Raw genomic sequence first — 15204 nt, 5'->3', positions numbered from 1 at the left:
TTATTTATCTATAGCGGAGTTATTAATTAGGAATAAGATCGCATGAATTATCGAGTCTTGTTCTTGTGGCATTAAGTCTGGATATAGTGGGATGGATATTACACTAGAGCTGAAGGCGTCACTCTGTTTCAACCTTGGAGTAGGATGAATCAGGTGGTATGGCTGAGATGATATGGAAATGTAATGAACATTGGCAAGAATACCCATTTTTTGTAGATCTTTAACAAATTTTCTACGGATAGCTGGATCAATTTTCATTACAAAGAGATGTCTAGCACTAGATCTATATGTTCTTGTCTCGATGTGTTGAATGCCAAGAGCATGAAGTTCTTTCTGGTACCGTGTCGCGAGGATATTGCGCAGGAGCAGAAATTCTTCTAAGCGAGCCATTTGGCTCAACCCCAATGCAGCATGAATATCGGTCATCCGGTAGTTGAAGCCCAGCATTTGCTGTTCATAGTACCAGGGGCCGTCCGGCTCATTGATGAAGTCTTCCGGATCCCGGGTGATGCCGTGACTGCGCAACATGCTCATGGTTTTGGCAAGCGCAGGGTCATTGGTCATCGCCATGCCGCCCTCGCCGGTGGTGATGATCTTCACCGGGTGGAAGCTGAAGACGGTGATGTCACTGTAGCGGCAGTTGCCGGTGGGTTCACCGTGATAGCGGGCACCGAGGGCATGACAGGCATCCTCGATGATCCGAAAGCCGTACTCTTGTCCCAGGCGATGGATCTCCTGCATGTCGCAGGGCAGGCCCGCGAAGTGTACTGGGATGACCACCTTGGGCAGACATCCTTGAGCCTTGGCTGCTACCAGCTTGCGCTCCAGCTCGATGGCGCACATGTTGCCGGTATCGGGCTCGATGTCGACGAAATCGACCTGGGCTCCGCAATAGAGAGCGCAGTTGGCCGAGGCGACAAAGCTGATGGGGGAGGTCCAGACCCAGTCACCCGGGCCGACACCTAGTGCCAGACAGGCGATATGCAGGGCGGCCGTACCTGAGTTGACCGCCACCCCGAAGCGGGCATCACAGTAATCCGCTACTGTCTGTTCGAAGCGCGGCACCACGGGCCCCTGGGTCAGAAAATCGGACCTTAATACTTCGACCACGGCTTCGATATCCGCTTCGCTGATCGACTGTCTGCCGTATGGGATCATTCCATTACCACCTTGCTGTTCAATTCTTTCAGCTGTTCAACCGTCAGGAAATCCTCGTTGTCACGGGAGTTGTACTCGAATCCCTGGGCCACCATGGTTCCCTTCTCACCTGAGGCGGTGACAGAAAAGTCATTGTTGCGATTGTTGAAGTTGATGGTCGGTCCGATGATGAAGAAGTCGTCGAACTCGAAGGTGTGGTAGGAGTCGTCACAAGGGCACATCACTTCATGCAGTTTTTCACCCGGGCGGATGCCGATGATCTCCTGGTCCAGCTGAGGGGCCATGGCTGTAGCCAGGTCGGTGATCCGCACTGAGGGCAGCTTGGGCACGAAAATCTCACCCCCCTTCATGCGCGGGAAGTTGTTCATCACGAAGTCCACCCCCTGCTGCAGGGTGATCCAGAAACGAGTCATCTCGGTGTGGGTGATGGGGAGGGTGGTTGCGCCCTGATCGATCCGTTTCTGGAAGAAGGGCACCACAGAACCGCGCGACCCCACCACGTTGCCGTAGCGCACCACCGCAAAACGGGTTGGATCCTGGCCGGCGATGTTGTTGGCTGCGACGAACAGCTTGTCAGAGGCCAGCTTGGTGGCGCCATACAGGTTGATGGGGTTGGCGGCCTTGTCGGTGGAGAGGGCGATCACCTTCTTGACCTGATTGAGCAGGGCGGCCTGAATGACGTTCTCGGCCCCGTGGATATTGGTCTTGATGCACTCCATGGGGTTATATTCGGCGGCTGGCACCTGCTTTAGCGCCGCCGCATGCACCACATAGTCGACCCCGCGCATCGCCATGGTGAGCCGGTTGGCGTCCCGCACGTCGCCGATGAAATAGCGCATGCAGGGGGCATTGAAGACCTGCTGCATCTCGAACTGTTTCAGCTCGTCGCGGGAGTAGATGATCAGCCGTTTCGGCTTGTATCGTTCCAGCACTGTTTTGACCAGCATTTTGCCAAACGAGCCAGTGCCGCCGGTAATCAATAGGGTTTTATTGTCGAACATGACGGATTCTCGCTAGTGATGCCAAGTGACAAGCAATTTATGTGCCTTGGGCCAGTTTAGCCGAAAAGGGTCGGAAGCGGTCTTGTATGATGCCAGTTTTATTCCACTCTGAGGGAACTAACTAGATGATTCATAGAGAAATCCAACCCAGCTCAAACAACTTTATGCGATCTCGGGGGCTTTAACAAAAAGCGGAACACAGGGTTCCGCTTTTTTGACGCCTAGCTGGAGAGCAGCACTCTGGCCGAGTTGGCGGGGATGGTTAGCTGCACCTCGCCCTGTACCACTTCGAACTTGTCGCCGTTGAAGGCGTCGGTGAAGCGGCTGGTGGGACTGGCGGTCTGCCACAGGAGCAGGCTGATGGTGCGCGGCTCGCTGGGGTGACGGTTGCAGGCTACCACCACCTGATCGCTTTGCAGGGTGCGGACGAACACATAGCTGTGCGGGCCAGCATAGAGGGTTTGGATGTCGCCGCGGCGCAGGGCCGGACGTTGCCGGCGGATCTGGATCAACCGGCGGTAGTGGTCGTGCAGCACGTGATCCCAGGCTGTGGTCTCCCACGGGAAGCAGCGGCGGCAGTCCGGATCGTTGCCACCGGAGAGTCCCACCTCGTCGCCGTAGTAGATGGACGGCACGCCGATGTAGGTGAGCAGCAGGGTGGCCGCGAGCCGCATCCGCTGCTTGTCTTCCCCCAGCAGGTGGAGGAAGCGGGCGGTGTCGTGGCTGTCCAGCAGGTTGAACTGGGCCAGCTGGTTCTTGAACGGGATGTGGGCTCGCGCCAGCTTGAGCCAGCGATCCAGCTCTTCGGCGCTGATCTTGATGGGGTGATAGGCGATATCCTTGCCGGCCAGGAAGGCTCGGATCGGATGGGCGAAGCCGTAGTAGTTCATGGCGCCGTCCTCCTGATCTCCCTGCAGCCACTGGCTCGCCTCGAAGAAGTGTTCGCCCAGCACGTAGGCGTCCGGGTTCTCCTGCTTCACCGCGCCGCGAATGGCGCGCACGTGGCCTTGGTTGCCCTCGGCGGTGCCGCGCTCCCCCAGCATGTGGATGACGTCAAAGCGCCAGCCGTCGATCTGGTAGGGGGCGCGCATCCAGTAGCGCAGGATGGCATCGTCGGCGCGATAGACGGCGTCCTGCACCTTCTCGCAGGAGAAATCCAGCTTGGGCAGGCTGCGGATGCCCTTCCAGCTGACGTAATCCCCTTCGCTGTCAAAGGTGTAGAAGCTGCGCCACGGTGAGTCCGGGTTGCGCTGGGCGCCTAGCGGCGGGCAGAACCAGGGGTGCTCGGTGGAGGTGTGGTTGACCACCGCATCCAGGATGATTTTCATGCCGCGCTGGTGCAGGTTGCGGGTCAGCTCGGCAAACTGGGCATTGGTGCCGAGGTGCGCATCTACCTTGAAGTAATCCTGGGTGTCGTACTTGTGGTTGCTCGGCGAATCGAAGATGGGGTTGAGATAGAGCGCCGTCACCCCGAGGGATTGCAGGTAGTGCAGCTTGGCGTCGATGCCCGCCAGGTCGCCGCCGTAGAATTCGCAGGCGCCGTGGCCCTCTTCGTGGCGGCTGACGGGCTCGCCCCAGGCCTTGCTGATCACCGCCTTGCCGCGGTACTCGTACTCGTGATGCTTGACGCTCAGCGACGGGTCACCGTTGCAGAAGCGATCGGGGAAGATCTGGTAGAACACCTGGTCCTGCACCCAGGCCGGTGGCTGGTGCAGGCTGTTGAAGCGAAAATGTTGTTCGCGCGGCGGCATGGCGGCGCTGACGCCGGCCCCGTGCAGCCACCACTGCTCCTCATCGGTCAGACACTTGAAGCAGTAGAGGTGAATGTCCTGCCCCTTGATGAGCGGCAGGGTCGCCTGCCATACCTGCAGCCGGTCGCGGGTGGAGACCGCCGTCATCGGGATCAGGTACTCCTCGTTGTCCGGCTCGTGGCGCAGCCACACCTCGCGGATCGGGGCATCCAGCTCGCTGAACAGGGTCAGTTGCAGGGCATCGGCGCTCTCTTTGAACCAGGGCGCCACCTGGGGATGAAACAGAAATGGATGGGTCATGATGCTTATTGAGTCAGAAGATCGGCGAGGGCATTGCCCTGTTCATGCAAGGTTTCGAGCTGGCCGGCGAGCGACTTGGGATCCAGCCCCAGCTGGTCGGCCAGTGGCTTGGGAAAGCGGGCGATGATGGCCTGGGCCGGCACTCCCGCGTTCCAGGCGAAGGAGATGAAGACCGCCAGGCGGATCAGCACCGCCTCCTTGCTGACCGGGTCGTGGGAGAGGGGATCCAGCTGCTGGGAGATGGCATCGACGAAGGCCTCGGAGAGGTTCCAGCGCCGTGCCAGCTCGGCGCCGAGCTGAGCGTAGTCGTACCCCAGCATCTCGCGTTGGGCCTCGACCCGGCTGCTCCCTTTCTGGATCGCCAGATTGATGAGCTCCGCCTCTTCCGGCAAGGTGCTCTGGATCAGCAGTTCGCCGATATTGTGGATGAGAGCGCAGGTAAAGGCGGTTTCGGGGTCGAGCACCTTGGCCTCCTGAGCCAGGGTCTTGGCGATGGTGGCGACCTGGAAGGTCTCGGTCCAGAACTTGTTCTTGTCGAAACTGGGAGGCGCCTTGAAGCTGCCGATGATGCCGGAGGCGACCACCACAGATCGCAGCCGGTTGAAACCGAGGCGGATCACCGCCTGTTCGATGGAAGTGACTTCGTTGCCACGGCGCAGGGCGGCCGAGTTGGCCATTCTCAGCACCTTGACGCTGATCACCTGATCCATGGCGATCTTGGCCGCAATCTCGTCGATGCGGGCATTTTCATCGCTGAAGCTCTGCATCAACTCATGCAGCAGTTGCGGGATAGTGGGGAGTTGTTTGATCTTGTCAAACAGACGGTCCATCGACATGGCTGAGGCAGCCTCCATTGCGAGCACTGCCTCATATTGTGCCACAGGCGGGGCACATGTTCCTGTTTGTGATGCCGGTTTGTGAGCCCTAGAGCACCCAGTCGCGCAGGGTGTATTCCAAACGATGCCGTTTGCCCTGCAGGATCAGGGTCTGGGTAGTGCCGTCCAGGGTGGCCCCTTCGGTGAGAGTGGTCAGTACTGCCTGCTCCACCGCATCGAGCGGAGCCAGACAGGCCATCTCGGTGCTGCCCAGACTGGTCACCCAGAACTTGTTCCCCTCGAGGTGGCCCTGACCGAAGTAGCGATTGCAACCGGCGATGCCGTTGACGGTGAAGTGCTCACCTATCTCGAAATCGGGTGGGTTGTCTCGCGGCGCGGCAACGGGCTGGCCATCCAGCTTGTCGAGCACCCAGTGGTGGTGCTGCAGGTCTTGCGAGGCGAAGCGGGGAGTACTGCTGCAGGCGCTGAGCAGAAGCAGGGCGAGCAGCAGTAGCAAGAATCTGGGCATGAAAGGGCTCCGGTAGTGGGAGTGACAAGCATACCCTCTGTGCGCGCCCTCAGGCAGGGCGAGGGGGAGCGCCCCCGACTGCTTCTGTCGCCCTGTGGGTGGGGCCTGTGTCGTTAAATGGCAACACAGCCCCCATGCCTGGCTGCATTTGGGTCAGATCGGGGTGGGTTGACCGTTGCCAAACAGCCGCTCGGCGTAACGGGCCAGACCGGAGGCGACCGAGCCGAAGTCATCACCCCCTTCCAGCGGCACCTGGGGCAGCTTCTGGCGGATGAAGGCCTGGATCAGCGGGGAGCGAGCGCTGCCGCCGGTGATGAAGACCCGATCCGGCTGCACGCCGGCGGCGGCGATGGCCTCATCCATCAGCTCGCCAATCTTCTCCAGCAGCAGGGCAGAGGCATTGGCCAGCTGTTCGCGGGTCAGCTCCGCCTCCAGCCCTTTTTCCAGCTCGCTCAGCGATTGGTGATTGGACTCCTGCGTCGAGAGGGCGATCTTGCCCTGCTCGGCACGCCACACCAGCTGGTGGCTCAGCTTGTGAGCGCGCAGGCTGGCGAGGCGGCCCAGCTTGCTGCCGGGCTGGCTGTCGAGTTGCAGATCCTGCAGCTGGCGGGCGGTCTCCAGACTGTAGAAGCGGCTCTGGGCGCTGACGTCGTTGATGGCGGCGGCATCCCAAAACAGCGGGTGGGGGAGCGGCTTGCCGGTCTTGAGGGTCTCGTGCATGCCGAGCAGGGGCATCATGCCCTCCACCGTCAGCCGGATGTCGAAGTCGTTGCCGCCGATGCGCTGGCCGCTGTGGCCGAGCAGATCGCCGTCGCGATCGAGCCTGTCGCGGTGACTCGGGCCCATCCGCAGCACCGAGCAGTCGGTGGTGCCGCCGCCGATGTCCACCACCAGCACCACCGCATCCTCGGTCAGGCGGGCCTCGAATTCGAAGCCCGCCGCTACCGGTTCATAGAGAAACTCCACCTGTTCGAACCCGGCGAGGCGGGCCGCCTCGCTCAGGATGGCGATGGCCTGACGGTTGCTCTCTTCCCCCGCCAGTCCCTGGAAGTTGACCGGGCGACCGACCACGGCCCGGCGGATCGGCGCGCCGAGCTGCTGCTCCGCCTCGCGCCGCACGTGCAGCATCATGGCGCAGACGATGTCTTCGAACAGGGCGATCTGCGGTGCCTTGAGGCCATAGGCGCCGAGGAAGGATTTTGGCGACTTGAGGTAGTAACCGTCGTCCGGCTCTTCCAGATAGCGCTCCAGCGCCGCGGCGCCGAAGCTGAGCTCGTCGATCAGCCCCTCTTCGCGCATCTGGCGGCGTACCGCCTGGGCCCGGGTCACCACGGGGCCGCGCAGCTTGAGGTACTCGCTCTGCTGGGCGGGGGCCAGCCCTTCGGCCAGCAGGCCGGCGATGGCATCCCGATGGGGGGCGTGCAGGGTGGAGGGAAGATAGTGGGCACCGCTCAGGTTCAGCAGCCTGGGGCTGCCTTGTTCCATCACGGCGACGGCACAGTTGGAGGTACCGTAATCAAATCCGATAAACATGGGCAGCCAGACTCCTGAGCAAAAAAGGGCTGGTAGCCTACCCGAAGGCGCCGGGTCTCACAACCCGGCGCCTCGCTTATTGCGCGGTGGTTTACTCCACCTCGTTGTCACAGCGACCCTGGCTGTCGATGGCGCGGATGTTGCTGAGGGTGGTGTCGGCGATGGCGTGCAGCGCCTCGCGGGTCAGGAAGGCCTGGTGACCGGTGAACAGCACGTTGTGGCAGGCCGACAGGCGGCGGAACACGTCATCGGTGATCACCTCGTTGGACTTGTCGGCGAAGAAGAGATCTTCTTCTTCCTCGTAGACGTCCAGCCCCAGCGCGCCGATGCGGGCGGTCTTGAGCGCCTCAATGGCGGCGTTGGAGTCGAGGAGGCCGCCCCGGCTGGTGTTGATGATCATCACCCCGTCCTTCATCTTGGCGAACGCCTCCTTGTTCAGCAGGTGGTAGTTCTCCTTGAACAGCGGGCAGTGCAGGCTGATGACGTCGGACTGGCGGAACAGGGTATCGAGATCCACGTACTCGGCACCGAGATCGATGGCCGCCTGGTTCGGATAGGGATCGCTCACCAGCAGGCGCATGCCGAAGCCCTTGAGGATGCGCAGGGTGGCGATGCCGATCTTGCCGGTGCCGATGATGCCGGCGGTGCGACCGTGCATGTTGAAACCGACCAGCCCCTCCAGCGAGAAGTTGGCGTCACGGGTGCGCTGATAGGCTTTGTGGATGCGACGGTTGAGGGTCATCATCAGGCCCACCGCGTGCTCGGCGACCGCTTCCGGGGAGTAGGCGGGCACTCGCACCACCTTCAGCCCCAGCTCCTTGGCGGCGGCCAGATCCACGTTGTTGTAGCCGGCGCAGCGCAGGGCGATCACCTTGGTGCCGTTGGTGGCCAGCTCGGTCAGCACCTCGCGGTCGGCATCGTCGTTGACGAACAGGCACACCACGGGGAAGCCGTGGGCCAGCCGGGCGGTCTTGGCCTCCAGCCGCACGTCGAAGAACTCCAGTTCATAACCGTACTGGCTGTTGGCCTGATTGAAGTGCTCTTTGTCGTAGCTCTTGGTACTGAAAACGGCGACTCTCATGGTGCGCTCTCCGCAGATAATGATGTAGTTAAATTACAACAAATATGGGTCGTCATCACGGGATAAATGGTGGGGATTCAGCCCCACGGCATGATGGACACGGCGCTGACTGCACTCTTGTAAGAGCCATCCACCAGCTTGGTGCTGTAAGTCAGATAGACCAGCGCGTTGCGCTTTTGATCGTAAAAGCGCACCACTTTCTGCTCCTTGAACACCAGCGAGGTGCTGACGTCGAACACCTCTTCCCCCGCCTTCAACTTGGCGGGCAGGGTGATGGGGCCAATCTGGTGGCACGAGAGGGAGGCGTGGGAGGGGTCTTCCGCCAGCCCGAGCCCGCCCTTGACGCCGCCGGTCTTGGGACGCGCCAGGTAGCAGGCGACGCCGTCGATGCGGGGATCGTCGAACGCCTCCACCAGGATCTTGTGGTTGGGGCCAAACAGCTTGAAGGCGGTGCTCACCTCGCCGACCGGGTCGGCCTTGTCGGCCAGCGCCGGGCCGGCAATCAGTGCGCCCAGCAGCAGCGGCAGGGTGCGAGCAAGGATCTGAGGATGTCTCATGGTCTCTCCTGTTGGCTTCCCTCAGTAGGGAATGCCCAAACGACGATAGAGGCTGGCCAGCACCCAGGCGGGGCCGATCAGCAAAAACTGCAGGTCGGCGAGGAAGGAGGGGCGCTTGCCCTCGATCTTGTGGCCGACGAACTGGGCTATCCAGAGCAGCACAAACCCGGCCAGCGCCGGCCACAGCAGGGGGCCTTGCCAGCTGTGGCAAATGACCAGCCCCAGTGCGGTCAGCACCGTCATGCCCACAAACAGCGCAAACGACAGCCGCAGGTAGAAGGCCAGCACCGGGATGGCGACCAGAGCGGCCCAGTTGAGCGACGGCGGCAGCGGCCCGGCTGGCAAGCACCAGAGCAGGGCCAGGGCACAGAGATAGATGCCGGGCACTGCCAGCTTGTGGATCGCCACATTGACCGGGTGCCGGTGGCTCTGGCCGTACAGTTCAAACCACTCCTCGATTCCCTTCATGGCACCTCCCTGGCGCGCTGTTGGTACCACCCTGGTTGAGGTGGCCGACTCTTATCCCTGCGGGGGATACTCCCAATATTGGGCCGGAATGGATTTTAGCAACGGTGTCATGTCGGGATTGGGCAGGGAGATGGTGACCCGCCGCTCGAGATTGGCGCTGGCCAAGGCCTCGCGGATCTTGGGGTTCTCCCGAAAGAACTTCATGAAGCTGCCGTCGGCATAGGCCCGCTCAAGCCCGGTCTGGATCGCCTTGGCCAGCTTGGGGGATTCCGGGCTGACGAAGAAGAACTCGGCGAAGGGGTAGCGGATCAGCAGGTGCTGATCGATGACCAGGTTGGGATATTGCGCCACCAGCTCGCTGCGCTCGGCAAAGATCTCCACCAGGTTGCGCGGGAAGAAGTCCAGTTTGTCGCCGTCGTTGATCAGTCGAAACAGGTTGCTGTAGCGCCCCGAATAGGTGGGGATGCCGGCGTTCTCCAGGATCTTGTTGTCGGCCCAGCCCACCCCTTGCGCCGCCTTCAGCTGCTTGAGATCGGCCAGCGAGTTGATCTGGTTGAACTTCTCCTGGGCATCGGCGTGGATGAAGGAGAGCCGCAGCCCTTCCAGACCGCGAAACAGCGGGATCGGCACGGCGATGAGCGAGGATTCGAGGGCGCTGGAGGTGCCCATCCAGAACACATTGATGGTTTGGCCCTTGCTCAGCTGTTGCTGCAGGCTGTACTGGTTGAGGTTGAGTTCGACCTGCTTGATGCGAAACGGCTGGCCGGCATGGGTCAGCGCCAGTTCCAGCAGCTTGAGCTGGTACTCTTTGTCGAGGTCGTTGATCGGCCGGCTGGGAACCTTGACCGTGAGGGTCTGTGCTTGTGCCAGCAACGGCAGACACAAGCACAGTTTGAGGAACCATTTCACTCTCTGCTCTCCTGTAGATTCCGGGCTTGCCCGGAGTCTAACAGAACTTGTCACTCTCTTGCTGCGTAGCCGTGATCCGCCAGGGTGAGCAGCCTGGTGTCCTCATTGTCACCTGCATGCCCACCCCGCTGGCGACGCTCGCCGCACGACAGTGAGCAGGCAGCGAGGCGTCAGGCGACGCGACGATACACGTGGGTATCGTTGAACTCCTTGGTGCTCTGGCATTCAACGCAGAAGCGGGACTCGGGACGAGCCTGCAGCCGCTTGAGGGAGATCTCGTCACCGCAGGATTCGCAGTAACCGAAATCCCCTTCGCTGATGCGCTTGAGGGCACCACGCAGCTTGCGCAGATGCAGCTTGTCATGCTCGATGCGGTTCAGCTCCAGACGACGGGCTTCCTCGATGCTGGCACGGTCAATTTCATCAGCCATCTCGTTGGTATCGGTGGCGATGGCCTGGCTGGCCTGGGAGTTGAGGCGATCTTCGAGTTCGAGGATCTGGCGCTCGATCTGTCCCTTGTAAAAGGCCAGTTGGTCTTCAGTCATGAAATCACACATACGATTTACTACCAGTCAGTTTACTAACCCAATTATCCCTGTTTATGGGGGCTGTCTGCCTGCAGACCAAGCCCTGTGTCCTGAATTTGCACCAAATCCAAGCAGGAGAGTGCAAATCAGGGCGGGCCTTGTACCAAAAAAATGCAGGCATGCAAAGCAAAGAGGACAAGTATTGTGCGCCCTTGCAAAAAAATGACCCGATTCAGACAGGGTCTGACTGAGAACATGGGGGATCCCGCACGCTTGTTGGCACCGGGCTTGCAGTGAGTCGTTATTACGCCAGGGTGTTTAGTATTTGTCCCCGCGATGGTCATTATATGCGCCGTTATTTATAGTTTTTTAAACACCACCGCTTGACATTGCCCCTAATGGCGGGCTTTTATGGTGGTGTTGATTACAATTTGATAACAAGGGTGTTCCATATATTAGACACCCTTGCCAATGGCAACCGTAAAGTCGGGGTTTAACATGGACAGTATCAAGGGCTGGATGGAGAGCAATCGCATCACGGAAGTGGAGTGCCTGTTTCCGGATTTCACCGGCAATGCCCGAGGCAAGATCATTCCAGCCAACAAGTTTCTGCGCGAGGGGGGCATGCGGCTGCCCGAGGTCATCTTCACCCAGACGGTGACCGGCGAGTATCCGGATGACGACAGCATGATCGACCCGCTGGAGCGGGACATGCAGCTCTATCCCGATCCAAACACCATTCGTTTCGTACCCTGGGCGCTGGAGCCGACCGCCCAGGTGATCCACGACTGTTTCGACATCAATGGCAAGCTGATCGACATCGCGCCGCGCTCCGTGCTGCGTCGGGTCCTGTCATTTTACGAGAAGCAGGGCTGGAAGCCGGTGGTGGCCCCCGAGCTGGAATTCTACCTGGTCAAGCGCAACGAAGACCCCGACTATCCGCTGGTGCCGCCAGTGGGGCGCAACGGACGCCCTGAGACAGCCCGCCAATCGTTCAGCATCGACGCGGTCAACGAATTCGATCCCATCTTTGAAGACATGTACGACTACTGCGAGGCGCAGGAGCTGGAGGTGGACACCCTGATCCACGAGTCCGGCGCCGCCCAGATGGAGATCAACTTCCTGCACGGCGACGCCGTCGATCTGGCGGATCAGGTGTTCCTGTTCAAGCGCACCATGCGGGAAGCGGCCCACCGTCACGGGATTTACGCCACCTTCATGGCCAAGCCGATGAGCGACGAGCCCGGCTCCGCCATGCACATTCACCAGAGTCTGGAAGATGTGAACGGCCGCAACCTGTTTGGCACCGAGAACGGCGGTCACTCCGAGCTGTTCATGCACTTCATCGCCGGCCTGCAGAAATACACGCCGGCGGTGACCGCGCTGCTGGCCCCCAACGTCAACTCCTACCGCCGCCTCACCTTTGGCGAGAGCGCGCCGCGCAACGTGCAGTGGGGGGTAGAGAACCGTACCTGCGGGCTGCGGGTGCCCTTCTCCGAGGCCAGTGCCCGCCGGGTGGAGAACCGCTTCGCCGGCGCCGATGCCAACCCCTATCTGGCGCTGGCGGCCACGCTGGCCTGCGGCTACCTCGGCATGATGGAGAAGCTGGAACCGCTGCCGGAGATGAAGTCGAGCGCCTATGAGCTGCCCTACAGTCTGCCCCGCTCGCTGGAGGAGGCGTTGAGCCACCTGGAGCAGTGCGACCCCATCAAGGAGATGCTGGGCGAGCGCTTTACCCGCGCCTTCGTGGCGGTCAAACGCAAGGAATATGAGACCTACTTCGGGGTGATCAGCCGCTGGGAACGGGAGTTCCTGCTGCTGAACGTGTGACCCGGATGCGCGCCGGCCGCGCATCACCCTGCCCGGAGGGGCCGCCAGCCCCTCCCGCTTGAATCGAGACAGTTGGGGTGCAGGCACTGCACGACACCCGGTGCGTCATCGTGACCGGGGGAGTTGTCTGCCCCTCATCAACTGACCAACAAACATCGCTTAAATCGAAGGAACCGAGGAGCAAGCAATGCAGCATACCACCCGTGAGTGGCAGCAACTGGAAGCCAGCCATCACCTGCATCCGTTTACCGACTTTCAGGCGCTGAACAAGAAAGGCAGCCGCATCATCACCCGGGCCGAGGGCGTCTATCTGGAAGACTCCGAAGGCAAGCGCATTCTGGACGGCATGGCCGGCCTGTGGTGCGTCAACCTGGGCTATGGCCGCCAGGAGCTGGTGGACGCCGCCACCCGCCAGATGCAGCAACTGCCCTACTACAACCTCTTCTTCCAGACCAGCCACCCGCCCGCTGCCGAGCTGGCGACCCTGCTGGCCGAGATCACGCCGGCGCACCTCAACCACGTCTTCTTCACCGGCTCGGGCTCCGAGTGCAACGATACCGTGCTGCGCATGGTGCGCCACTACTGGGCCAGCAAGGGGCAGCCGGACAAGCAGGTGATCATCAGCCGCCACAACGCCTACCACGGCTCCACCGTGGCGGGCGCCAGCCTGGGTGGCATGAAGGGGATGCACGCCCAGGGCGGGTTGCCGATCCCCGGTATCGTGCACATCGACCAGCCCTATCACTTCGGCGAGGGGCAGGGGATGAGTGCCCATGAATTCGGGCTGGCCCGTGCCCGTCAGCTGGAGGAGAAGATTCTGGAACTGGGGGTAGACCAGGTAGCCGCCTTCATCGGCGAGCCGATCCAGGGCGCCGGCGGCGTCATCATCCCGCCCGACAGCTACTGGCCGGAGATCCAGCGCATCTGCGACAAGTTCGGCATTCTGCTGATCGCCGACGAGGTGATCTGCGGCTTTGGTCGCACTGGCCACTGGTTCGCCAGCGAAGGCTTCGGCATCAAGCCGGATCTCATGTGTCTGGCCAAGGGGATCACCTCCGGCTATCTGCCGATGGGGGCCGTGATGGTGGGGGACCGGGTCGCCAAGGTGCTGGTGGAAGAGGGGGCGAGTTCAACCATGGCTTCACCTACTCCGGTCATCCGGTGGCCTGCGCCGTAGCGATTGCCAACATTACGCTTATGCAAAACGAAAGCATAGTTAAGCGAGTTCATGATACCATCGGCCCCTATTTGCAGCGCCGCTGGGCGGAGCTGGCGGACCATCCGCTGGTGGGCGAAACCCGTGGCAAAGGCCTGGTGGCCGCGCTGGAAATAGTGCAGGACAAGCAGACCAACAGCCGCTTCCCGGCTGGGCTGCAGGCCGGTATGACCTGTCGGGAGTTCTGCTTTAACAATGGCTTGGTGATGAGGGCGGTCGGCGATACCATGATCATATCGCCCCCCTTGGTGATCACTGAGGAACAGGTGGATGAATTGGTCAATCTGGCCAGGCTCAGTCTCGATCTGACGGCGGCAAAGCTGCGGGGATAGGCGGGCGCCGGGCAGGTTGGCTTGCGCATACAATTTGCTTAGGAGACAAGGACGATGTCTTTCAAAACGGGAATGATTGCAGCCTCTGTGGCACTGGTCATGATGAGTACCGGGGTGATGGCCGAGGACAAGGTGTTGCACGTCTACAACTGGAGCGATTATATCGCGCCAAACACGCTGGAAGACTTCCAGAAAGAGACGGGCATCAAGGTGGTCTACGACGTGTTCGACAGCAACGAGGTGCTGGAAGCCAAGTTGCTGGCCGGCAGTTCGGGCTATGACATCGTCGTGCCGTCCAACCCCTTCCTGGCCAAGCAGATCAAGGCGGGCGTGTTCCAGAAGCTGGACAAGTCCAAGCTCTCCAACTGGCAAAACCTGGATACCTCGTTGCTCAAGGCGCTCGAACCGAGCGACCCGGGTAACCAGTACTCCATTCCTTACCTGTGGGGCACCATCGGTTATGCCTACAACCCGGAGAAGGTGAAAGCCGTGCTGGGTGACAAGGCGCCGGTGGATTCCTGGGATCTGGTGTTCAAACCGGAAAACATGGCCAAGTTGAAGGAGTGCGGTGTCTCCTTCCTCGACTCGCCGACCGAAATGCTGCCGGCTGCCCTGCAATACCTGGGCTTCAAGCCGGATAGCCAGAAGCCGGACGAGCTGAAGAAGGCGGAGGAGCTGTTCCTCTCCATCCGTCCCTATACCGCCTACTTCCACTCCTCCAAATACATTTCGGATCTGGCCAACGGCAACCTGTGCGTGGCGGTCGGTTACTCCGGTGACTTGCAGCAGTCCAAGTCACGGGCGATCGAGGCCAAGAACGGCATCAATCTGACCTACGTGATCCCGAAAGAGGGGGCGGGCAGCTTCTTCGACATGCTGGCCATCCCGGCCGATGCCAAGAACGTGGAAGCGGCCCATGTGTTCCTGAACTACCTGATGAAGCCGGAGGTGATCGCCAAGATCTCCGACGCTGTCAGCTACCCGAGTGGCAACAAGGCCTCCGTGCCGCTGGTGTCCGAGAAGATCCGCAACGATCCGGGCATCTACCCGAGCGACGAGACGCTGGCCAAGATCTACACCTTCCCGGATCTGCCGGCCAAGGTGCAGCGTCTGATGACGCGTAGCTGGACCAAGATCAAGTCAGGCAAGTAAGTGACGAGTGCCCCTCCCGGTCCGCAGTTCGGCCGGGAGGGAGGT

General features: G+C 61.0%; 13 protein-coding genes and 1 pseudogene. 3 read left to right on the top strand and 11 right to left on the bottom strand.

The window, feature by feature from the left end; genetic code table 11:
• The 11 genes from pseC to ACPDZI_RS20905 form a co-directional block, all read right to left on the bottom strand.
• Entirely contained in the window at positions 1-1158 is a 1158-nt protein-coding gene (gene pseC, locus ACPDZI_RS20955; RefSeq protein WP_438833725.1) for a UDP-4-amino-4,6-dideoxy-N-acetyl-beta-L-altrosamine transaminase, read from the bottom strand.
• Entirely contained in the window at positions 1155-2159 is a 1005-nt protein-coding gene (gene pseB, locus ACPDZI_RS20950) for a UDP-N-acetylglucosamine 4,6-dehydratase (inverting) (RefSeq protein ID WP_118880154.1), read from the bottom strand. Before pseB ends, pseC begins: the two co-directional genes overlap by 4 nt.
• Before the next feature lie 221 nt (positions 2160-2380).
• Complete coding sequence (gene malZ, locus ACPDZI_RS20945) at positions 2381-4210, bottom strand: maltodextrin glucosidase (protein WP_438833724.1); 1830 nt, start codon at positions 4208-4210, stop codon at positions 2381-2383.
• A gap of 5 nt (positions 4211-4215) precedes the next feature.
• Entirely contained in the window at positions 4216-5064 is an 849-nt protein-coding gene (locus tag ACPDZI_RS20940) for an HDOD domain-containing protein (protein WP_041213562.1), read from the bottom strand.
• 70 nt (positions 5065-5134) lie between these two features.
• Positions 5135-5554 (bottom strand): META domain-containing protein, encoded by a 420-nt coding sequence (locus ACPDZI_RS20935; protein ID WP_016352339.1) that lies wholly within the window; start codon positions 5552-5554, stop codon positions 5135-5137.
• A 153-nt stretch (positions 5555-5707) separates the two neighbouring features.
• On the bottom strand, positions 5708-7087 hold the full coding sequence (gene yegD, locus ACPDZI_RS20930; protein WP_118880156.1) for a molecular chaperone: 1380 nt from the start codon (positions 7085-7087) through the stop codon (positions 5708-5710).
• A gap of 91 nt (positions 7088-7178) precedes the next feature.
• Positions 7179-8168 (bottom strand): 2-hydroxyacid dehydrogenase, encoded by a 990-nt coding sequence (locus tag ACPDZI_RS20925; RefSeq protein WP_024945568.1) that lies wholly within the window; start codon positions 8166-8168, stop codon positions 7179-7181.
• Between the two features lie 77 nt (positions 8169-8245).
• Entirely contained in the window at positions 8246-8725 is a 480-nt protein-coding gene (locus tag ACPDZI_RS20920) for a CreA family protein (RefSeq protein WP_438833723.1), read from the bottom strand.
• A gap of 21 nt (positions 8726-8746) precedes the next feature.
• A complete protein-coding gene (locus ACPDZI_RS20915) occupies positions 8747-9193 on the bottom strand; it encodes an Mpo1 family 2-hydroxy fatty acid dioxygenase (protein WP_102989823.1) in 447 nt (148 codons plus the stop codon).
• Between the two features lie 51 nt (positions 9194-9244).
• Positions 9245-10102 (bottom strand): hypothetical protein, encoded by an 858-nt coding sequence (locus ACPDZI_RS20910; protein ID WP_017409742.1) that lies wholly within the window; start codon positions 10100-10102, stop codon positions 9245-9247.
• A 170-nt stretch (positions 10103-10272) separates the two neighbouring features.
• Positions 10273-10659 (bottom strand): TraR/DksA family transcriptional regulator, encoded by a 387-nt coding sequence (locus ACPDZI_RS20905; RefSeq protein ID WP_010635769.1) that lies wholly within the window; start codon positions 10657-10659, stop codon positions 10273-10275.
• Between the two features lie 468 nt (positions 10660-11127).
• On the opposite strand from ACPDZI_RS20905, the gene ACPDZI_RS20900 reads away from it, so the two are divergent.
• The 3 genes and pseudogenes from ACPDZI_RS20900 (at position 11128) to ACPDZI_RS20890 (ending at position 15159) form a co-directional block, all read left to right on the top strand.
• Positions 11128-12459, top strand: coding sequence for a glutamine synthetase family protein (locus ACPDZI_RS20900; protein WP_011707799.1), 1332 nt, complete (start codon positions 11128-11130; stop codon positions 12457-12459).
• Positions 12460-12646: 187 nt separating this feature from the next.
• Positions 12647-14007, top strand: a pseudogene (locus ACPDZI_RS20895) (aspartate aminotransferase family protein).
• A gap of 54 nt (positions 14008-14061) precedes the next feature.
• Positions 14062-15159: a polyamine ABC transporter substrate-binding protein gene (locus ACPDZI_RS20890; protein ID WP_187269034.1), complete on the top strand. Its 1098-nt coding sequence runs from the start codon at positions 14062-14064 to the stop codon at positions 15157-15159.
• Positions 15160-15204: the final 45 nt, after the last annotated feature.

Source organism: Aeromonas oralensis, assembly GCF_049665575.1.
GTDB classification, from domain to species: Bacteria; Pseudomonadota; Gammaproteobacteria; order Enterobacterales; family Aeromonadaceae; genus Aeromonas; species Aeromonas hydrophila.
This window is presented reverse-complemented; position numbering and strand designations above follow the sequence as displayed.

What these genes read in the sequence shown, in the direction of transcription:
- ACPDZI_RS20890 (WP_187269034.1), top strand. Translation starts at nt 14,062, where the DNA reads ATGTCTTTCAAAACGGGAATGATTGCAGCCTCTGTGGCACTGGTCATG.
- ACPDZI_RS20940 (WP_041213562.1), bottom strand. Translation starts at nt 5,064, where the DNA reads ATGGAGGCTGCCTCAGCCATGTCGATGGACCGTCTGTTTGACAAGATC.
- ACPDZI_RS20925 (WP_024945568.1), bottom strand. Translation starts at nt 8,168, where the DNA reads ATGAGAGTCGCCGTTTTCAGTACCAAGAGCTACGACAAAGAGCACTTC.
- ACPDZI_RS20915 (WP_102989823.1), bottom strand. Translation starts at nt 9,193, where the DNA reads ATGAAGGGAATCGAGGAGTGGTTTGAACTGTACGGCCAGAGCCACCGG.
- pseC (WP_438833725.1), bottom strand. Translation starts at nt 1,158, where the DNA reads ATGATCCCATACGGCAGACAGTCGATCAGCGAAGCGGATATCGAAGCC.
- pseB (WP_118880154.1), bottom strand. Translation starts at nt 2,159, where the DNA reads ATGTTCGACAATAAAACCCTATTGATTACCGGCGGCACTGGCTCGTTT.
- yegD (WP_118880156.1), bottom strand. Translation starts at nt 7,087, where the DNA reads ATGTTTATCGGATTTGATTACGGTACCTCCAACTGTGCCGTCGCCGTG.
- ACPDZI_RS20900 (WP_011707799.1), top strand. Translation starts at nt 11,128, where the DNA reads ATGGACAGTATCAAGGGCTGGATGGAGAGCAATCGCATCACGGAAGTG.
- ACPDZI_RS20920 (WP_438833723.1), bottom strand. Translation starts at nt 8,725, where the DNA reads ATGAGACATCCTCAGATCCTTGCTCGCACCCTGCCGCTGCTGCTGGGC.
- ACPDZI_RS20905 (WP_010635769.1), bottom strand. Translation starts at nt 10,659, where the DNA reads ATGTGTGATTTCATGACTGAAGACCAACTGGCCTTTTACAAGGGACAG.
- ACPDZI_RS20935 (WP_016352339.1), bottom strand. Translation starts at nt 5,554, where the DNA reads ATGCCCAGATTCTTGCTACTGCTGCTCGCCCTGCTTCTGCTCAGCGCC.
- malZ (WP_438833724.1), bottom strand. Translation starts at nt 4,210, where the DNA reads ATGACCCATCCATTTCTGTTTCATCCCCAGGTGGCGCCCTGGTTCAAA.